Here is a 15,841-nt window from a genome sequence, read left to right on the forward strand (position 1 = left end):
TCTTTACGGTCAATCCTCCGGGTGTTAGATTGATCACGTTTCCAGCAATTAATTGCCCGATATCTTTATTATTAAGCGGCAGAATGCGGAAACAGGGTGCTTAACACTGGGACAATCAGGCGAAACGTCTTGTACCTCTACATTGAGACACTGAAACAGAGACTGGATGCGATTAACCAGCTGCGTGTAGATCGCGCACTGGCTGCCATGGGGCCTGCTTTCCAGCAAGTCTACAGTCTGCTGCCAACATTATTGCATTACCATCATCCGCTGATGCCGGGCTACCTCGAAGGTAGCGTTCCGCATGGCGTCTGCCTTTACACGCCCGATGAAAATCAATTCCAGCTGCTGCAGAACTTAGCGGGCGGACAACCACTCGATCTCACCGCCGCCGTCGCGGGCGAACGTCCAATTACCGGCATTTACTCTATGGGCAGCACCTCGTCGGTTGGGCAAAACAGCATTTCCGATCTCGACATCTGGGTATGCCACCAATCGTGGCTGGATAATGAAGAGCGCCTCAATCTGCAGCGTAAGTGCACGCTGTTGCAGAAATGGTGTGTGTCGATGGGTGTGGAAGTCAGCTTCTTCCTGATTGACGAGAACCGTTTCCGCCATAACGAAAGCGGTAGCCTCGGCGGTGAAGACTGCGGTTCTACCCAACATATTTTGCTGCTGGATGAGTTCTACCGTACCGCCGTGCGTATGGCGGGTAAACGCATCCTGTGGAATATGGTGCCTGGCGAAGAGGAGCACCATTACGACGATTACGTCATGTCGCTCTATTCACAAGGCGTACTGACGCCGAATGAGTGGCTGGATCTCGGCGGCCTTGGCACGCTGTCAGCGGAAGAGTATTTCGGTGCCAGCTTGTGGCAGCTGTATAAAAGTATCGACTCGCCGTATAAAGCGGTGCTGAAAACCCTGCTGCTGGAAGCCTACAGCTGGGAATATCCCGACACGCAGCTCTTGTCGATGGACATCAAGCAGCGCCTGCACGACGGCGAAATTGTCTCCTTCGGTCTCGATCCTTACTGCATGATGCTGGAGCGCGTGACGCGCTATCTCACTAGCGTTGATGACATGGCGCGCCTCGATTTAGTGCGTCGATGTTTCTATTTAAAAGTGTGTGAAAAGCTCTCGAGCGAAGATCACCATCATCAGCGCACCGGCTGGCGGCGCGAGATCTTATCGCAGCTGGTTAAAGAGTGGGGCTGGGATGAAGAGAAGTTAGCGGTACTGGATAACCGCGCGCAGTGGAAAATCGAACGGGTACGCGAAGCGCACAACGAGCTGCTGGATGCGATGATGCAGAGCTATCGCAACCTGATTCGCTTTGCGCGTCGCAACAATTTAAGCGTCAGCGCCAGCCCGCAGGATATCGGCGTGCTGACGCGTAAACTGTATGCCGCGTTCGAGGCGCTGCCGGGTAAAGTCACTTTAGTGAACCCGCAGATTTCGCCCGATCTCTCGGAAGAGAATCTTACCTTTATTCATGTCCCGGCGGGCCGCGCTAATCGCGCCGGTTGGTATCTGTATAACCAATCGCCGGACATGAGTTCCATCATCAGCCATCAGCCGCTGGAATATAATCGCTATCTGAACAAGCTGGTGGCGTGGGCGTGGTTTAACGGTTTGCTGACCAGTAAAACGCGTCTGCATATGAAGGGCAACGATCTGTGCGATCTGCCGCGTCTGCAGGAACTGGTTAACGATGTGTCGAGCCACTTCCCGCTGCGCGTGCCAGCACCGACGCCGAAAGCGCTCTACAGCCCGTGCGAAATTCGTCACTTAGCGATTATCGTTAACCTGGAACACGATCCTACCTCCGCATTCCGCAATCAGGTGGTGCATTTTGATTTCCGTAAGCTGGATGTGTTTAGCTTCGGTCAGCAGCAGCAATGTTTGATTGGCAGCATCGATCTGCTCTATCGCAACTCGTGGAATGAAGTGCGTACGCTGCACTTCAATGGCGAGCAGGCGATGATTGAGGCGCTGAAAACCATTCTCGGCAAAATGCATCAGGATGCTGCGCCGCCGGATACGGTGGAAGTATTCTGCTACAGCCAGCATCTGCGCGGTTTAATTCGTACTCGCGTGCAGCAGCTGGTTTCGGAATGCATTGAGCTGCGTCTGTCGAGCACGCGTCAGGAACCGGGCCGCTTTAAAGCGTTACGCATGGCGGGCCAAACCTGGGGCTTATTCTTCGAACGCATGAGCGTGTCGGTGCAGAAGCTGGAAAACGCCGTCGAATTTTATGGCGCGATTTCTAACAACAAGCTGCATGGTTTGTCGATTAAAGTGGAATCGAACCAGACGCCGTTGCCGCCGGTGGTGAACGGCTACGCCAGCGAAGGCATCATTCAGTTCTTCTTTGAAGATACTAATGACGATCGCGGCTTCAACATCTATATCCTCGACGAAACCAATCGCGTTGAGGTTTATCACCATTGCGAAGGTAGTAAAGAGGAGCTGGTGCGCGACGTGAGTCGATTCTATTCCTCGTCGCATGACCGTTTTACTTACGGCTCCAGCTTTATCAACTTTAACCTGCCGCAGTTCTACCAGATTGTGAACACTGGCGAACGTTTCCAGGTGATTCCTTTCCGCAGCCAAACGCTGACGCAGCTCTGCGCCACCCAGCCTGACAACGACAACGGCGACTTCCAGCCGCGCTACCAAATGCATTGATCCCGCCCGCGTTCGCGCGGCGGGATGCGCTGTTACTCTGACCTGCCGCAGGAAATGCGGCTATTTCCTGTTGCTTTTACAACGTCAACTGCGATGATAAGCAACCATGGCTTTAGGACAGAAGAGCAGACAGAATGATACGAGTGATGAGTCAGCTGGGTATGGCGCTGGCACTGGTCAGCCTGGTAGGCTGTGGCCTAAAAGGACCGCTGTATTTCCCGCCGAAAGATCAGCCAAACAAGCCGAAACAGCAGGTCACCGCGCAGCAGCAAAAAGCGGCTCAGGATGCTGATGTCGGTGGTTTGGTCACCAGCAAGCCTGGTTCGCAGGCCAACTAAACTCAATGAGTAATCCGGCGGAGCAGAAAATGCAGTTCTCAAAAATGCACGGTCTCGGCAACGACTTTATGGTTGTGGATGCTGTGACGCAAAACGTCTTTTTTTCGCCGGAACTGATTCGCCGCCTGGCGGACAGAAATCTGGGGATCGGTTTTGATCAGCTACTGATCGTTGAACCGCCTTACGATCCGGATCTCGATTTCCATTACCGCATTTTGAACGCCGATGGCAGCGAAGTCGCGCAGTGCGGCAACGGCGCACGCTGCTTTGCCCGCTTTGTGCGTCTGAAAGGTTTGACCAATAAAAGCGACATTCGTGTCAGCACGCAAACCGGCCGCATGGTGCTCAGCGTTACCAATGATGAGCTGGTGCGCGTCAATATGGGTCAACCCAACTTCGAACCGCAAAGCGTGCCGCTCCGCGCGAATAAAGCAGAGAACCTTTATTTGCAGCGGGTGGCCGAGCAAACCGTGATGTTTGGTGCGGTATCGATGGGCAATCCGCACTGCGTGATTCAGGTAGAAAGCGTGAAAACCGCGCCGGTGGAAACGCTGGGCCCAGAGCTGGAAAGCCACGAGCGATTCCCGGAGCGCGTCAATGTCGGCTTTATGGAAGTGGTCAATCGTGAACACATCCGTCTGCGCGTGTATGAACGTGGTGCAGGCGAAACCCAGGCATGCGGCAGCGGCGCCTGCGCGGCGGTCGCCTGCGGCGTTCAGCAGGGCATTCTGGCGGAAAATGTCCGCGTCGATTTGCCGGGCGGAACGCTGCACATTGCCTGGAAAGGGGAAGGGCAGCCGCTGTTTATGACCGGTCCAGCCACACACGTCTACGATGGGTTTATTCATCTATGAAAAATGTCGAAGAGCAAACCGAAAGCGAGGTTTTGCTGGACGATCAATCGGTAAGCGCATTTCTGCGTCAAAACCCCGATTTTTTTATTCGCAATGCGCGCCAGGTTGAACAGATGATGGTGCCGCATCCGGTACGCGGCAGTGTTTCGCTGGTGGAGTGGCATATGGCGCGGCAGCGCAACCACATCCAGCAGTTAGAAGAGGAGATCACGCTGCTGATGGAGCAGGCTACCGCCAACCATCAGCTGTTTGATCGCCTGCTGGCGCTGCAAGGTCATCTCGCCGCCGCCGACAGCTTGCAAGAGATGCTAACGCGTCTGCACCGCTGGGCGCGCGAACTGGGTCTGGCCGGCGCACACGTACGCGTGTTCAATGACAAGTGGCACATCGGCGCACCCTCTGATTTCACCCAGCTCGGCTTGTCACGTCAGGCATTCGAACCGCTGCGCATTCAGCGCTTCGGCAATGAACATCACTATCTCGGCAGCCTGAACGGTCCGGAATTGCTACTGCTGTTGCCGCAGGCCAAAGCGATTGGCTCGGTAGCGATGTCGCTGATGGGCGAACGCGGCGAGCTGGGCATATTAATGTTCACCAGCCGCGATAATCAGCATTATCAGGCGGGCATGGGTACGCTGCTGCTGCAGCATCTGGCGCAAATGTTGCCGGATCTGCTGTCACGCTGGATTGAACGCGCATGAGTCACGTCAGTCCGCTGCTGCCGGCCGTGGATGACTTTCTGCGTTATCTCAAGGTCGAACGCCAGCTGAGTCCGCTGACGCAAAAGAATTACCAACGGCAATTGCAGGCGATTATGGCAATGGCCGATGAGATGAAGCTGACGAGCTGGTCGCAGCTGGAACCGGCGCAGGTGCGCAGCCTGGCGGCACGCAGCCGGCGGGGCGGTTTAGGCGCCAGCAGTCTGGCGCTGCGTATGTCGGCGCTGCGCAGTTTTCTCGACTGGCAAGTGCATCAGGGCATGTTGAGCGCCAATCCCGCTAAAGGCATCTCCACGCCGCGTAATGCGCGCCATCTGCCGAAAAACATGGATGTCGACGAAGTTAACCAACTGCTGGAGATCGATCTCAACGATCCGCTGGCGGTACGCGACCGCGCGATGCTGGAAACCATGTACGGCGGCGGTTTGCGTCTGTCTGAGCTGGTGAATATGGATTGTCGCCACATGGATTTGGAGGCGGGTGAAGTGCGGGTGCTGGGTAAAGGCAGCAAAGAGCGCCGCGTACCGATTGGCGGCACGGCGGTTACCTGGATTCAGCACTGGTTACCGCTGCGTGCTAGCTTTGCGCCGCAGGATGATGCGGTGTTTGTCTCCAGCCGCGGCAGCCGGATTTCGACGCGCAACGTGCAGAAGCGTTTTGCCGAATGGGGCATCAAGCAAGGCGTTGCCAGCCATATTCATCCGCATAAACTGCGCCACTCTTTTGCCACGCATTTGCTGGAATCAAGCGGCGATCTGCGCGCGGTACAGGAACTGCTCGGTCACGCCAATCTGGCGACCACGCAAATCTACACCCATCTGGATTTCCAGCATCTGGCGACGGTTTACGATGCGGCCCATCCGCGTGCCAAACGAGGAAAGTCTTAATGAAGTTTTATCGTCCGCTCGGCCCGATCAAAGCAATCACCTTTGATCTCGACGACACGCTGTATGACAACCATCCCGTCATTCGCAAAACCACTGCCGAATCGCACGCTGCGCTGCAGGCGTATCATCCAGCTCTGCGAGAATTCACCCCGGCGGATTATCAGACGCTGCGCAATGAGTTGCTGGCGCGCGAGCCGGAAATTTATCACGATGTGTCTGAATGGCGTCGTCGCTCGGTGGAGCTGGCGCTGCTCAATGTCGGCTTATCCAAAGCGGAAGCCACCGCCGGTGCCAGCGACGTGATGAGCGTCTTCCATCAGTGGCGTAGTGAAGTCGATATGCCGGAAGAGACGCATCAAACGCTGACGTGGCTGGGCGAGCGCGTGCCGCTGGTGGCGATCACTAACGGCAATGCCTGCCCGGAAAAGCTCGGTATTAATCATTACTTCCAGTTCGCGCTGCGTGCCGGTCCGCACGGTCGCGCCAAGCCGTGGCAGGATATGTATCATCTGGCCGCTGAGCGTTTGAGCATTGCGCCGCAGCACATTCTGCACGTCGGCGACGATCTCACCACCGATGTTGCCGGTTCGCTGCGTGCCGGTATGCAAGCCTGCTGGATCAATTTGCGTGAAGGCAATCTGATGAAGATCGACGATGCGCGTTTGCTGCCGCACGTTGAAATTGATCGGTTGGCATCTCTGACCTCGCTGCTATAATCCACACATGTAAATATATACAGCTCTATCCGCAGCAGTGTGGATTTGAGTTCATTTTCTTTCGCGAACGGTGCTTATGGACGTTTCTGATCTGCTTGACGGCTTGAATGACAAACAGCGCGAGGCGGTCGCCGCACCGCGCAGCAACCTGCTGGTGCTGGCCGGAGCAGGCAGTGGCAAAACCCGTGTGCTGGTGCATCGCATCGCCTGGCTGCTGTCGGTAGAGAACTGCTCGCCGTATTCGATTATGGCGGTGACCTTTACCAACAAAGCGGCGGCGGAAATGCGCCATCGTATCGATCAGCTGATCGGCACCAGCCAGGGCGGCATGTGGATTGGTACTTTCCACGGCCTGGCGCACCGTTTACTGCGCGCGCATCACCTTGATGCCGGTTTGCCGCAGGATTTCCAGATCCTCGACAGCGACGATCAGCTGCGTCTGCTGAAGCGCCTGATCAAAGCGATGAACCTTGATGAGAAACAGTGGCCTGCGCGTCAGGGCATGTGGTACATCAACGGCAAAAAAGATGAAGGCCTGCGGCCAAAACACATCGAAAGCTACGGCAATCCGGTTGAACAAACCTGGCTGCGCATCTATCAGGCGTATCAGGAAGCCTGCGATCGCGCCGGATTAGTGGATTTCGCCGAGCTGCTGCTGCGCGCCCACGAACTGTGGCTGAACAAGCCGCATATCCTGAACCATTACCGCGAGCGTTTCAGCAACGTGCTGGTGGATGAGTTCCAGGATACCAACAACATTCAGTACGCGTGGATCCGCATGCTGGCGGGTGATACCGGCCGCGTGATTATTGTCGGCGATGACGATCAGTCGATTTACGGCTGGCGCGGTGCGCAGGTGGAGAACATCCAGCGCTTCCTGCAGGATTTTCCCGGCGCGGAAACCATTCGCCTGGAGCAGAACTATCGCTCGACCAACAACATTCTGAAAGCGGCGAACACGCTGATCGCCAACAACAATGGCCGCCTCGGTAAAGAGCTGTGGACCGACGGCAGCGATGGTGAAAAGATCTCACTCTACTGCGCATTCAACGAGCTGGATGAAGCGCGCTTTGTGGTCAATCGCATCAAAAGCTGGCACGAGAACGGCAATGCGCTGCAGGATTGCGCCATTCTCTACCGCAGCAACGCCCAATCGCGCGTGCTGGAAGAGGCGCTGCTGCAAGGCAGCATGCCGTATCGCATTTATGGCGGCATGCGCTTCTTCGAGCGTCAGGAGATTAAAGATGCGCTGGCCTATCTGCGTTTAATGGCCAATCGCAACGACGATGCAGCCTTTGAGCGTGTGGTGAACACGCCGGTGCGCGGCGTCGGCGATCGTACCCTCGATGTGGTGCGCCAGACCGCGCGCGATCAGCAACTCACCTTGTGGCAGGCCACGCGCGAGCTGTTGCAGAACAAAGCCTTAGCCGGACGCGCCGCGTCGGCGTTACAACGCTTCTGCGAGTTGGTCGATTCACTGGCCAGCGAAACCGCCGAGATGCCGCTGCATGTGCAAACCGATCGCGTAATTAAAGACTCCGGTTTATGGGTGATGTACGAGCAGGAGAAGGGCGAGAAAGGCCAGGCGCGTATAGAAAACCTTGAGGAACTGGTCACGGCAACGCGCCAGTTCAGCTATCAGGACGAAGACGAAGATTTGATGCCGCTGCAGGCGTTCTTGTCGCATGCGGCGCTGGAGGCAGGCGAAGGCCAGGCCGACAAATGGCAGGACGCGGTGCAGCTGATGACCATGCACTCGGCGAAAGGGCTGGAGTTCAGCCAGGTATTTATCGTCGGCATGGAAGAGGGCATGTTCCCGAGCCAGATGTCGCTGGATGAAGGCGGTCGTCTGGAAGAGGAGCGCCGTCTGGCTTACGTTGGCGTGACGCGTGCCATGGTCAAGCTGACGCTCACCTATGCTGAAAGCCGTCGTCTTTATGGTAAGGAAGTGTATCACCGTCCATCACGCTTCATCGGTGAGCTGCCGGAAGAGTGCGTGGAAGAGGTGCGTTTGCGCGCCAGCGTCAGCCGTCCGGTGAGCCATCAGCGCATGGGCACGCCCATCGCGCAAAATGACAGCGGCTTCACGCTCGGCCAGCGCGTGCGTCATGCCAAGTTCGGTGAAGGCACCATCATCAATCTCGAAGGCAGCGGTGAACACAGCCGTTTGCAAGTGGCGTTTCAGGGCCAGGGCATCAAGTGGCTGGTGGCGGCTTACGCCCGTCTGGAAACGGTGTAGCGCGGTTGCGCTACCTTGACGACTTTTTCGTCTCAGCGTAACATGCGCGCACTATTATCATGAGAGGACAATGCCTTGGACGCGCCCAGTCGATGCTGGCTCAATCACCTGTTTAACAGGAACTCCTAAGGTTACCTCTTTTAGCTGGTAGCCTTAGCGGTTAACAGCGACCTCCCTTTTTTACTCTCGTCGCGTGAGTTAGCACTGATTTACCCTTGAAGCGAAAGTTTCCGTGTTCAGGCTTCGCCGTGCCCGTAATTTACAGTGGTCACCGCCTTGTCCCATTCCGAAAAAATGGGGAGTTATTGCTATGCTGAGCGCATTTAAACTCGATCGTAATCGCCTGACGCGCATCGAGCTGGAAGAAGATAACGACAAACTCAACACGTCTGTTTGGGTCGATCTGATCGAACCTGACGACAGCGAACGCGATCGCGTGCAATGCGAGCTCGGCCAGAGCCTGGCGACGCGTCCGGAACTGGAAGACATCGAAGCCTCGGCGCGTTTCTTCGAAGACGAAGACGGCCTGCACATTCACTCCTTCTTCTTCTTTGAAGATGCCGAAGACCACGCTGGCAACTCCACCGTGGCATTCACCATCCGCGAAGATCGCCTGTATACGCTGCGCGAACGCGAACTGCCAGCTTTCCGTCTCTATCGCATGCGTGCGCGCAATCAGATGCTGACCGATGGCAACGCCTATGAGCTGCTGCTGGATTTGTTTGAGACCAAAATCGAACAGCTGGCGGATGAGATCGAGAACATCTATAGCGCGCTGGAGAAACTCAGCCGCGTGATCATGGAAGGCCAGCAGGGCGAAGAGTACGATCAGGCGCTGTCACGTCTGGCGGAGCTGGAAGATATCGGCTGGAAAGTGCGGTTATGTCTGATGGATACCCAGCGTGCCCTCAACTTCCTGGTGCGCAAAGCGCGTCTGCCGGGCAACCAGCTGGAGCAGGCGCGTGAAATCCTGCGCGATATCGAATCGCTGTTGCCGCATAACGAATCGCTGTTCCAGAAGGTCAACTTCCTGATGCAGGCGGCAATGGGCTTCATCAATATTGAGCAGAACCGCATCATCAAGATCTTCTCAGTGGTTTCGGTGGTATTCCTGCCGCCCACGCTGGTGGCATCCAGCTACGGCATGAACTTCGAGTTTATGCCGGAGTTGAAATGGAGCTTTGGTTATCCGGGCGCGATTAGCCTGATGATTCTCGCTGGCCTGGCGCCGTACCTCTATTTCAAACGCAAGAACTGGCTTTAACCCTTCTTACTCCCCTCTAAACAATTCGAGTTGCAGCAAGGCGGCAAGTTTGTGAATCCCAGGAGCTTACTAAAGTAAGTGACTGGGGTGAATAAAGGCAGCCAACGTAGCTGCGACTTGAATTATGACGAGGGGAGCGTAATCTGTTGGCTCTCTTCTTAAATCAATGATTTCCACCCTATGGCGCGCTTCTCATTGCGACTTCAGTGGACACTGCTGCTGATTGCTTCGTTAGTGCTGGGGATTATCCTCCAGCTGTTCCATCTTCCTGCGGCCTTGCTGCTTGGCCCGATGATCGTCGGCACCTTTATGGGCTTGTCCGGCGCGACTGTTCGCATCGATAAACGTTTCTTCGTGCTGGCACAAGCGGTGCTTGGCTGCATGATTGGCCAGAGCTTATCGCCGGGCATTCTCACACCGCTGATTCAGGATTGGCCGGTGGTGTTGGCGGTGCTGGTGCTGACGTTGGCGGCCAGCGGCCTGTCCGGTTTTCTCCTGGTACGCTTCAGTAGTTTGCCCGGCCCAACCGGCGCATGGGGATCGTCGCCCGGCGGCGCTTCGGCGATGGTGGCGATGGCCGGTGATTTCGGGGCGGATGTGCGGCTGGTGGCGTTTATGCAGTATCTGCGCGTGCTGTTTGTCGCCACCGCTGCGGCCGTGGTGGCGCGCATTGGCCTCGGCACCCACGGCGGTGCAGCTGAACTGGTGTGGTTTCCCGCGCTGCACAGCAGCTTTCTGCTGACGCTGCTGGTGATGGTCGCCGGTGCGTGGCTCGGCCAGAGGCTGCGAATTCCCTCTGGTGCCTTGCTGCTACCCGCGCTGATCGGTGCGATATTGCACGGCACCGATGTGGCGACTTTGCAGGTTCCGGAATGGCTGCTGGCGCTAGCCTACGCACTGATTGGCTGGAGCGTGGGATTGCGTTTCACCCGACCGATTTTCAAACTTGCGCTGCGAACGCTGCCGCAAATGTTGCTGTCGATTTTTGGTTTGATGCTATTGTGCGGCGGATTAGCCTGGATGCTAACGCGCGTGCTACACGTCGATCTGATGACCGCCTATCTGGCAACCAGCCCGGGTGGGCTGGATACCGTGGCGATTATTGCGGCCGGCACGCGCGTCGATATGGCTTTTGTCATGGCGCTGCAGACGCTGCGTCTGTTCACCATTCTGCTTACCGGTCCGGCGCTGGCGCGTTTTATTTCACGCTACGCGCATGCGCGCCCGAGCTGAGAACGCAACCGCATCAATAATGAACACGGCGAGCGCCAGCCAGATAAAGCCGAAGGTCACCATTTTATCCGGCGTCAGGCGCTCGCCGTAGAACAGCACCGCCAGCAGGAACATCAGCGTCGGACCCAGATACTGGAAGAAACCGACGGTCGATAAGCGCAGACGCGCGCAGGCGGCAGCAAAAAACATCAGCGGAATGGTGGTGATAATGCCCGCCGCGACCAGCTTGAGATTGAGGCTCATGGCGTTGGCGCTGAGATGGCTGGTGGCGCTATCGGCAAAACCAAACAGGTAAATCGCCGCCAGCGGGAATAGCCACAGCGTTTCGATCAACATGCCACTTTGCGCATCGACCTGAATTTTTTTGCGCACCAAACCGTACAAAGCAAAACTCAACGCCAGGCCAAGGCCGATAATCGGCAGCGATCCAAACTGCCACAGCTGCACCAGCACGCCGGTGGTCGCCAGCAGTACCGCCAGCCACTGCAAGCGGCGGAAGCGTTCGCGCAGGAACAGCATGCCAAACACCACATTAATCAGCGGGTTGATAAAGTAGCCGAGGCTGGCTTCCAGCATGTGCTGATTGTTCACTGCCCAGATAAACAGCAGCCAGTTGCCGCCAATGGTGATGGCGGTCAGCGCCAGCAGCAGCACCTTTTTCGGCTGAGCCAGTACGCTACGTACCTGCGCCCAGCTGCGCGTCAATGTGATCAACAACAGCATAAACAGTGCGGACCAAATCACGCGATGCGTCATGATCTCGGTAGCGGGCACCTCTTTGACCAGTTTGAAGTAGGCGGGGGCAATGCCCCAAATGAAGTAAGCGCCGAGCGCATAGCCAATACCCTGGCGAGTTTGTTGCGAATCCATCATGTCATTCCAAAAATACTGATTAGCCAATCATGTAGGTGGCGGTAGCGGTGGCGATGTAATCGCCTTGCTGGTTATGTAACTCCACGCGCGCCACAGCGACTTTGTTGCCGCCGCGCAGCAGGCTGCTGGTGGCGACAAAGCGCTCGCCGCGGCCAGGGCGCAGATAATCCACGCGCATATCGATGGTGCCCATGCGTGACAGGCGCTGACGCAGCTCTTCCTCGGTAATGCTCTCCTGACGCGTCAGCGCATAGCTGACACACACCAGCCCGGCGGCGACATCGAGCACTGAAGCGATCACGCCGCCGTGCAGAATCTGCTGCGCCGCGTTGCCGACCAGCATGGTTTTATTGGCGAAGCCGAGTTCGGCGTAATCCGCTTCCAGTCGATCCAGCTCTAATCCGAGCGCCTGATTGAAGGGCATGTGATAAACAAAGATTTCGCCAATCAGACGACGCGCTTCCTGCTGTGTCAGCAACGGGGATGACATAATGCCTGCCTTAAAATGTTAACGAGTTGTGTATATTATGCCGCGTTCGAGCCGCTTTCCAGTTTCGGAAATCGGCGCTGATCAACCGCAGGTTTTGCGTGTAGAATGGCCTGCTTTTTGAACCGTCACTTGACGATTACGACACGCAGTTCTCTGGAGAATTCTATGCGTAAGCATTACGCCTTGCTGGCCGCGGCGCTGATCCTTCCTGGCCTGGCGCAGGCTGAAGAAGCCACGATAAAAGAGGTTCATGATGCACCGGCAGTGAAGGGCAGCATTATCGCTAACCTGCTGGAGAAACACGATAACCCGTTCGTGCTCTATCCTTACGAAAACAACTATCTGCTCTACACCTACACCAGCGACATGAACAAAGAGGCGATCTCTTCGTACAACTGGGCAGACAAAGCTAAAAATGATGAAGTAAAATTCCAGCTCAGCCTGGCGTTTCCGCTGTGGCGCGGCATTTTAGGCGATAACTCGGTGCTGGCGGCGTCTTATACTCAGCGCTCGTGGTGGCAGCTCTCGAACCGTGGTGCGTCATCACCGTTCCGTGAAACCGATTATGAGCCACAAATTTTCCTCGGCTGGGCCACCGATTACACCTTCGCAGGCTGGACCTTACGCGATGTGGAAACCGGCTTAGTGCATCAGTCGAACGGCCGCAGCGAGCCGACCTCACGCAGCTGGAACCGCGTTTACGCGCGCTTCATGGCGCAGAACGGCAATCTGCTCGCAGAGATCAAACCCTGGTATCGTCTGCCTGAAAGTGAAAGCAATGACGATAACCCGGACATCACCAAATACATGGGTTACTACCGCGCCAAGCTCGGCTACATGATGGGCGAGAACATTTTCAGCGTGGAAGGTAACTACAACTGGAACAGCGGCTTTGGCGGTGCAACCTTCGCCTGGAGCTACCCGATCTCTGAACACGTGCGCTTTTACACGCAGGTCTTCAGCGGTTATGGTGAATCATTGATCGACTATAACCATCGCCAGACGCGCTTCGGCGTGGGCGTGACGCTCAACGATCTGTTCTAACCCGCAACAAAGACAGGATTACCGTGGCAACATCGGCAGTGCTTAATCAGGAAATGCTGGCGCAGCAGGTATTACAAGATACCTTCGGCTATCAGCAGTTCCGCCCAGGTCAGCAAAACATCATCGAAACCGCCCTGTCAGGACGCGATTGTCTGGTGGTGATGCCGACTGGCGGCGGCAAATCGCTGTGCTATCAAATCCCGGCGCTGGTGCGCGAAGGGCTGACGCTGGTGGTTTCACCGCTGATTTCACTGATGAAAGATCAGGTCGATCAGCTGCTGGCCAACGGCGTGGCTGCAGCGTGCCTCAACTCGACGCAGACGCGTGAGCAGCAGCAGCAGGTGTTTGCGGATTGTCGTACCGGCAAGCTCAAGCTGCTGTATATCGCGCCTGAACGTCTGATGATGGACAATTTCCTCGACAGCCTGCACCAGTGGAATCCGGTGATGCTGGCGGTGGATGAAGCGCACTGTATTTCGCAGTGGGGCCACGATTTCCGTCCGGAATATGGCTCGATCGGCCAGTTGCGTCAGCACTTCCCTGATTTGCCGGTCATGGCATTGACCGCCACCGCCGATGAAACTACGCGTAACGATATCGTCCATCTGCTGCAGATGGACGATCCGCTGATTCAAATCAGCAGCTTTGACCGCCCCAATATTCGCTACACGCTGGTGGAGAAATTCAAACCCACTGAGCAACTTCTGCGTTATGTGCAGGATCAGCGCGGCAAAAGCGGCATCATTTACTGTAACAGCCGCGCCAAAGTGGAAGACACCGCCGCGCGCCTGCAGAGCCGTGGTTTGAGCGTTGGCGCGTATCACGCCGGCATTGATAGCGCGCAGCGTGCCAGCGTGCAGGAAGCTTTTCAGCGTGACGATCTGCAAATCGTGGTCGCCACCGTGGCGTTCGGGATGGGCATTAACAAACCCAACGTGCGCTTTGTGGTGCACTTCGATATTCCGCGCAACATCGAATCCTATTATCAGGAAACCGGCCGCGCCGGGCGCGATGGTCTGCCTGCCGAAGCGATGATGCTTTACGATCCGGCCGACATGGCGTGGCTGCGTAAATGTCTGGAAGAGAAAGTGCCCGGCCCGTTGCAGGATATAGAACGCCACAAACTCAACGCGATGGGCGCGTTTGCTGAAGCGCAAACCTGTCGTCGTCTGGTATTGCTGAACTATTTCGGCGAAGGTCGCCAGCAGCAGTGCGATAACTGCGATATCTGCCTCGATCCGCCGCGTCGCTACGACGGTTTGCTGGAGGCGCAAAAGGCCCTGTCGAGCATCTATCGTACCGGCCAACGCTTTGGAATGGGCTATATTGTTGAAGTTTTGCGCGGCGCCAGCAATCAGCGCATTCGCGACAACGGCCACGACAAACTGCCGGTGTACGGCCTGGGCCGCGAGCACAGCCACGAACACTGGATCAGCGTGCTGCGTCAGCTGATCCACCTCGGGATGGTAACGCAAAACATCGCTATGCATTCGGCGCTGCAACTCACCGAAGCGGCGCGTCCGGTATTACGTGCGGAAGTGCCGCTGATGCTGGCGGTGCCGCGTATCGTGACGGTGAAAACGCGCGGCAGCAGTTCGCCGAAAGTGCACAGCGGCAATTACGATCGCCAGCTGTTTGCCAAGCTGCGTAAGCTGCGCAAAGCGATTGCCGATGAAGAGAATATTCCGCCGTACGTGGTGTTTAACGATGCCACGCTGATTGAAATGGCAGAACAAATGCCGATTAGCGCGTCAGAAATGCTCAGCGTGAACGGCGTCGGTCATCGCAAACTGGAGCGTTTTGGTAAGCCGTTCCTGATGATGATCAAAGAACATGTTGATGAAGGTTAAAGGAAAAAATTCATGCTGATGTTATTCGCCACCGTCGCGCTGGTGCATCTGGTTGCGCTGATGAGTCCCGGCCCGGACTTCTTCTTTGTGTCGCAAACGGCGGCGAGCCGCTCGCGCAAAGAGGCGATGATGGGCGTTCTGGGCATTACGCTGGGTATTGTGATCTGGGCCGGAGTGGCGCTGATGGGCCTGCATCTGATCCTGGAAAAAATGGCCTGGCTGCATGAAATCATTATGGTCGGCGGCGGATTGTATCTGCTGTGGATGGGCTGGCAGCTGATGCGCTCAGCGCGTCAACGTCATAAGCAGCCACAATCGGAAGCGCCGGTGGTTGAGCTGCCGAAAAAGGGCATGAGCTTCCTGAAAGGTTTCCTGACTAACCTGTCGAACCCAAAAGCGATCATCTACTTCGGTAGCGTATTCTCATTGTTTGTTGGCAACGACGTTGGCGCGATGGAGCGCTGGGGGTTGTTCCTGCTGATTATCGGAGAGACGTTCGCGTGGTTTACGCTGGTGGCGGCGATTTTCGCTATGCCGTGGATGCGTGATAAGTATCAGCGAATGGCGAAGTGGGTGGATGGTATGGCGGGCGTGTTGTTCGCCGGTTTTGGCATTCACCTCATCATTTCACGTTAAGCCTGGT

Annotated in this window: 14 protein-coding genes; 12 read left to right on the forward strand and 2 right to left on the reverse strand. The window is 56.3% G+C overall.

Translation table 11 applies throughout. The features are described from left to right. Window positions 1-129: 129 nt before the first annotated feature. The 9 genes from PO881_RS00815 to PO881_RS00855 all read left to right on the forward strand — a co-directional run bounded on the left by PO881_RS00815 (window position 130) and on the right by PO881_RS00855 (window position 10,941). Window positions 130-2,691, forward strand: a complete 2,562-nt coding sequence (locus tag PO881_RS00815; RefSeq protein ID WP_101763758.1) for a class I adenylate cyclase — start codon at window positions 130-132, stop codon at window positions 2,689-2,691. Between the two features lie 134 nt (window positions 2,692-2,825). Beyond that, on the forward strand, window positions 2,826-3,029 hold the full coding sequence (locus PO881_RS00820; protein ID WP_101763757.1) for a lipoprotein: 204 nt from the start codon (window positions 2,826-2,828) through the stop codon (window positions 3,027-3,029). A gap of 29 nt (window positions 3,030-3,058) precedes the next feature. Then, complete coding sequence (gene dapF, locus PO881_RS00825; protein WP_280172310.1) at window positions 3,059-3,883, forward strand: diaminopimelate epimerase; 825 nt, start codon at window positions 3,059-3,061, stop codon at window positions 3,881-3,883. After that, a complete protein-coding gene (locus PO881_RS00830; RefSeq protein WP_101763756.1) occupies window positions 3,880-4,584 on the forward strand; it encodes a DUF484 domain-containing protein in 705 nt (234 codons plus the stop codon). Before dapF ends, PO881_RS00830 begins: the two co-directional genes overlap by 4 nt. After that, window positions 4,581-5,489: a tyrosine recombinase XerC gene (gene xerC / locus PO881_RS00835; protein ID WP_222234955.1), complete on the forward strand. Its 909-nt coding sequence runs from the start codon at window positions 4,581-4,583 to the stop codon at window positions 5,487-5,489. The genes PO881_RS00830 and xerC overlap by 4 nt, the downstream gene beginning before the upstream one ends. Next, complete coding sequence (yigB, locus tag PO881_RS00840) at window positions 5,489-6,205, forward strand: 5-amino-6-(5-phospho-D-ribitylamino)uracil phosphatase YigB (protein ID WP_277974368.1); 717 nt, start codon at window positions 5,489-5,491, stop codon at window positions 6,203-6,205. Before xerC ends, yigB begins: the two co-directional genes overlap by 1 nt. Before the next feature lie 76 nt (window positions 6,206-6,281). Next, complete coding sequence (uvrD, locus tag PO881_RS00845; protein WP_222234954.1) at window positions 6,282-8,444, forward strand: DNA helicase II; 2,163 nt, start codon at window positions 6,282-6,284, stop codon at window positions 8,442-8,444. 310 nt (window positions 8,445-8,754) lie between these two features. Further along, window positions 8,755-9,708: a magnesium/cobalt transporter CorA gene (gene corA / locus PO881_RS00850; protein ID WP_008105777.1), complete on the forward strand. Its 954-nt coding sequence runs from the start codon at window positions 8,755-8,757 to the stop codon at window positions 9,706-9,708. 180 nt (window positions 9,709-9,888) lie between these two features. Beyond that, window positions 9,889-10,941: an AbrB family transcriptional regulator gene (locus PO881_RS00855; protein WP_280172311.1), complete on the forward strand. Its 1,053-nt coding sequence runs from the start codon at window positions 9,889-9,891 to the stop codon at window positions 10,939-10,941. On the opposite strand, the gene rarD is transcribed toward PO881_RS00855, so the two are convergent. Further along, the gene (gene rarD / locus PO881_RS00860) at window positions 10,912-11,811 is read right to left on the reverse strand and encodes an EamA family transporter RarD (RefSeq protein ID WP_192236906.1); all 900 of its coding nucleotides are present in this window, start codon (window positions 11,809-11,811) and stop codon (window positions 10,912-10,914) included. The two genes, PO881_RS00855 and rarD, sit on opposite strands and share 30 nt — an antisense overlap. 22 nt (window positions 11,812-11,833) lie before the next feature. After that, a complete protein-coding gene (locus tag PO881_RS00865; protein WP_101763750.1) occupies window positions 11,834-12,304 on the reverse strand; it encodes a thioesterase family protein in 471 nt (156 codons plus the stop codon). Between the two features lie 165 nt (window positions 12,305-12,469). Here PO881_RS00865 and pldA point away from each other — a divergent pair, with 165 nt between their 5' ends. The 3 genes from pldA to rhtC are packed head-to-tail and all read left to right on the forward strand — an operon-like array spanning window position 12,470 to window position 15,834. Beyond that, window positions 12,470-13,348, forward strand: coding sequence for a phospholipase A (gene pldA / locus PO881_RS00870; RefSeq protein WP_101763749.1), 879 nt, complete (start codon window positions 12,470-12,472; stop codon window positions 13,346-13,348). Between the two features lie 23 nt (window positions 13,349-13,371). Next, the gene (gene recQ, locus PO881_RS00875) at window positions 13,372-15,198 is read left to right on the forward strand and encodes an ATP-dependent DNA helicase RecQ (protein ID WP_280172312.1); all 1,827 of its coding nucleotides are present in this window, start codon (window positions 13,372-13,374) and stop codon (window positions 15,196-15,198) included. 12 nt (window positions 15,199-15,210) lie between these two features. Then, window positions 15,211-15,834: a threonine export protein RhtC gene (rhtC, locus tag PO881_RS00880; RefSeq protein ID WP_110867926.1), complete on the forward strand. Its 624-nt coding sequence runs from the start codon at window positions 15,211-15,213 to the stop codon at window positions 15,832-15,834. Window positions 15,835-15,841: the final 7 nt, after the last annotated feature.

It is taken from the genome of Pantoea sp. SS70, from assembly GCF_029866845.1.
GTDB lineage: Bacteria > Pseudomonadota > Gammaproteobacteria > Enterobacterales > Enterobacteriaceae > Pantoea > Pantoea leporis.

Excerpts from the sequence above, each read along its gene's own strand:
- corA (WP_008105777.1), top strand. The coding sequence starts at position 8,755 with ATGCTGAGCGCATTTAAACTCGATCGTAATCGCCTGACGCGCATCGAG.
- PO881_RS00830 (WP_101763756.1), top strand. The coding sequence starts at position 3,880 with ATGAAAAATGTCGAAGAGCAAACCGAAAGCGAGGTTTTGCTGGACGAT.
- PO881_RS00865 (WP_101763750.1), bottom strand. The coding sequence starts at position 12,304 with ATGTCATCCCCGTTGCTGACACAGCAGGAAGCGCGTCGTCTGATTGGC.
- pldA (WP_101763749.1), top strand. The coding sequence starts at position 12,470 with ATGCGTAAGCATTACGCCTTGCTGGCCGCGGCGCTGATCCTTCCTGGC.
- rarD (WP_192236906.1), bottom strand. The coding sequence starts at position 11,811 with ATGGATTCGCAACAAACTCGCCAGGGTATTGGCTATGCGCTCGGCGCT.
- uvrD (WP_222234954.1), top strand. The coding sequence starts at position 6,282 with ATGGACGTTTCTGATCTGCTTGACGGCTTGAATGACAAACAGCGCGAG.
- rhtC (WP_110867926.1), top strand. The coding sequence starts at position 15,211 with ATGCTGATGTTATTCGCCACCGTCGCGCTGGTGCATCTGGTTGCGCTG.
- xerC (WP_222234955.1), top strand. The coding sequence starts at position 4,581 with ATGAGTCACGTCAGTCCGCTGCTGCCGGCCGTGGATGACTTTCTGCGT.
- PO881_RS00820 (WP_101763757.1), top strand. The coding sequence starts at position 2,826 with ATGATACGAGTGATGAGTCAGCTGGGTATGGCGCTGGCACTGGTCAGC.
- dapF (WP_280172310.1), top strand. The coding sequence starts at position 3,059 with ATGCAGTTCTCAAAAATGCACGGTCTCGGCAACGACTTTATGGTTGTG.
- yigB (WP_277974368.1), top strand. The coding sequence starts at position 5,489 with ATGAAGTTTTATCGTCCGCTCGGCCCGATCAAAGCAATCACCTTTGAT.
- PO881_RS00855 (WP_280172311.1), top strand. The coding sequence starts at position 9,889 with ATGGCGCGCTTCTCATTGCGACTTCAGTGGACACTGCTGCTGATTGCT.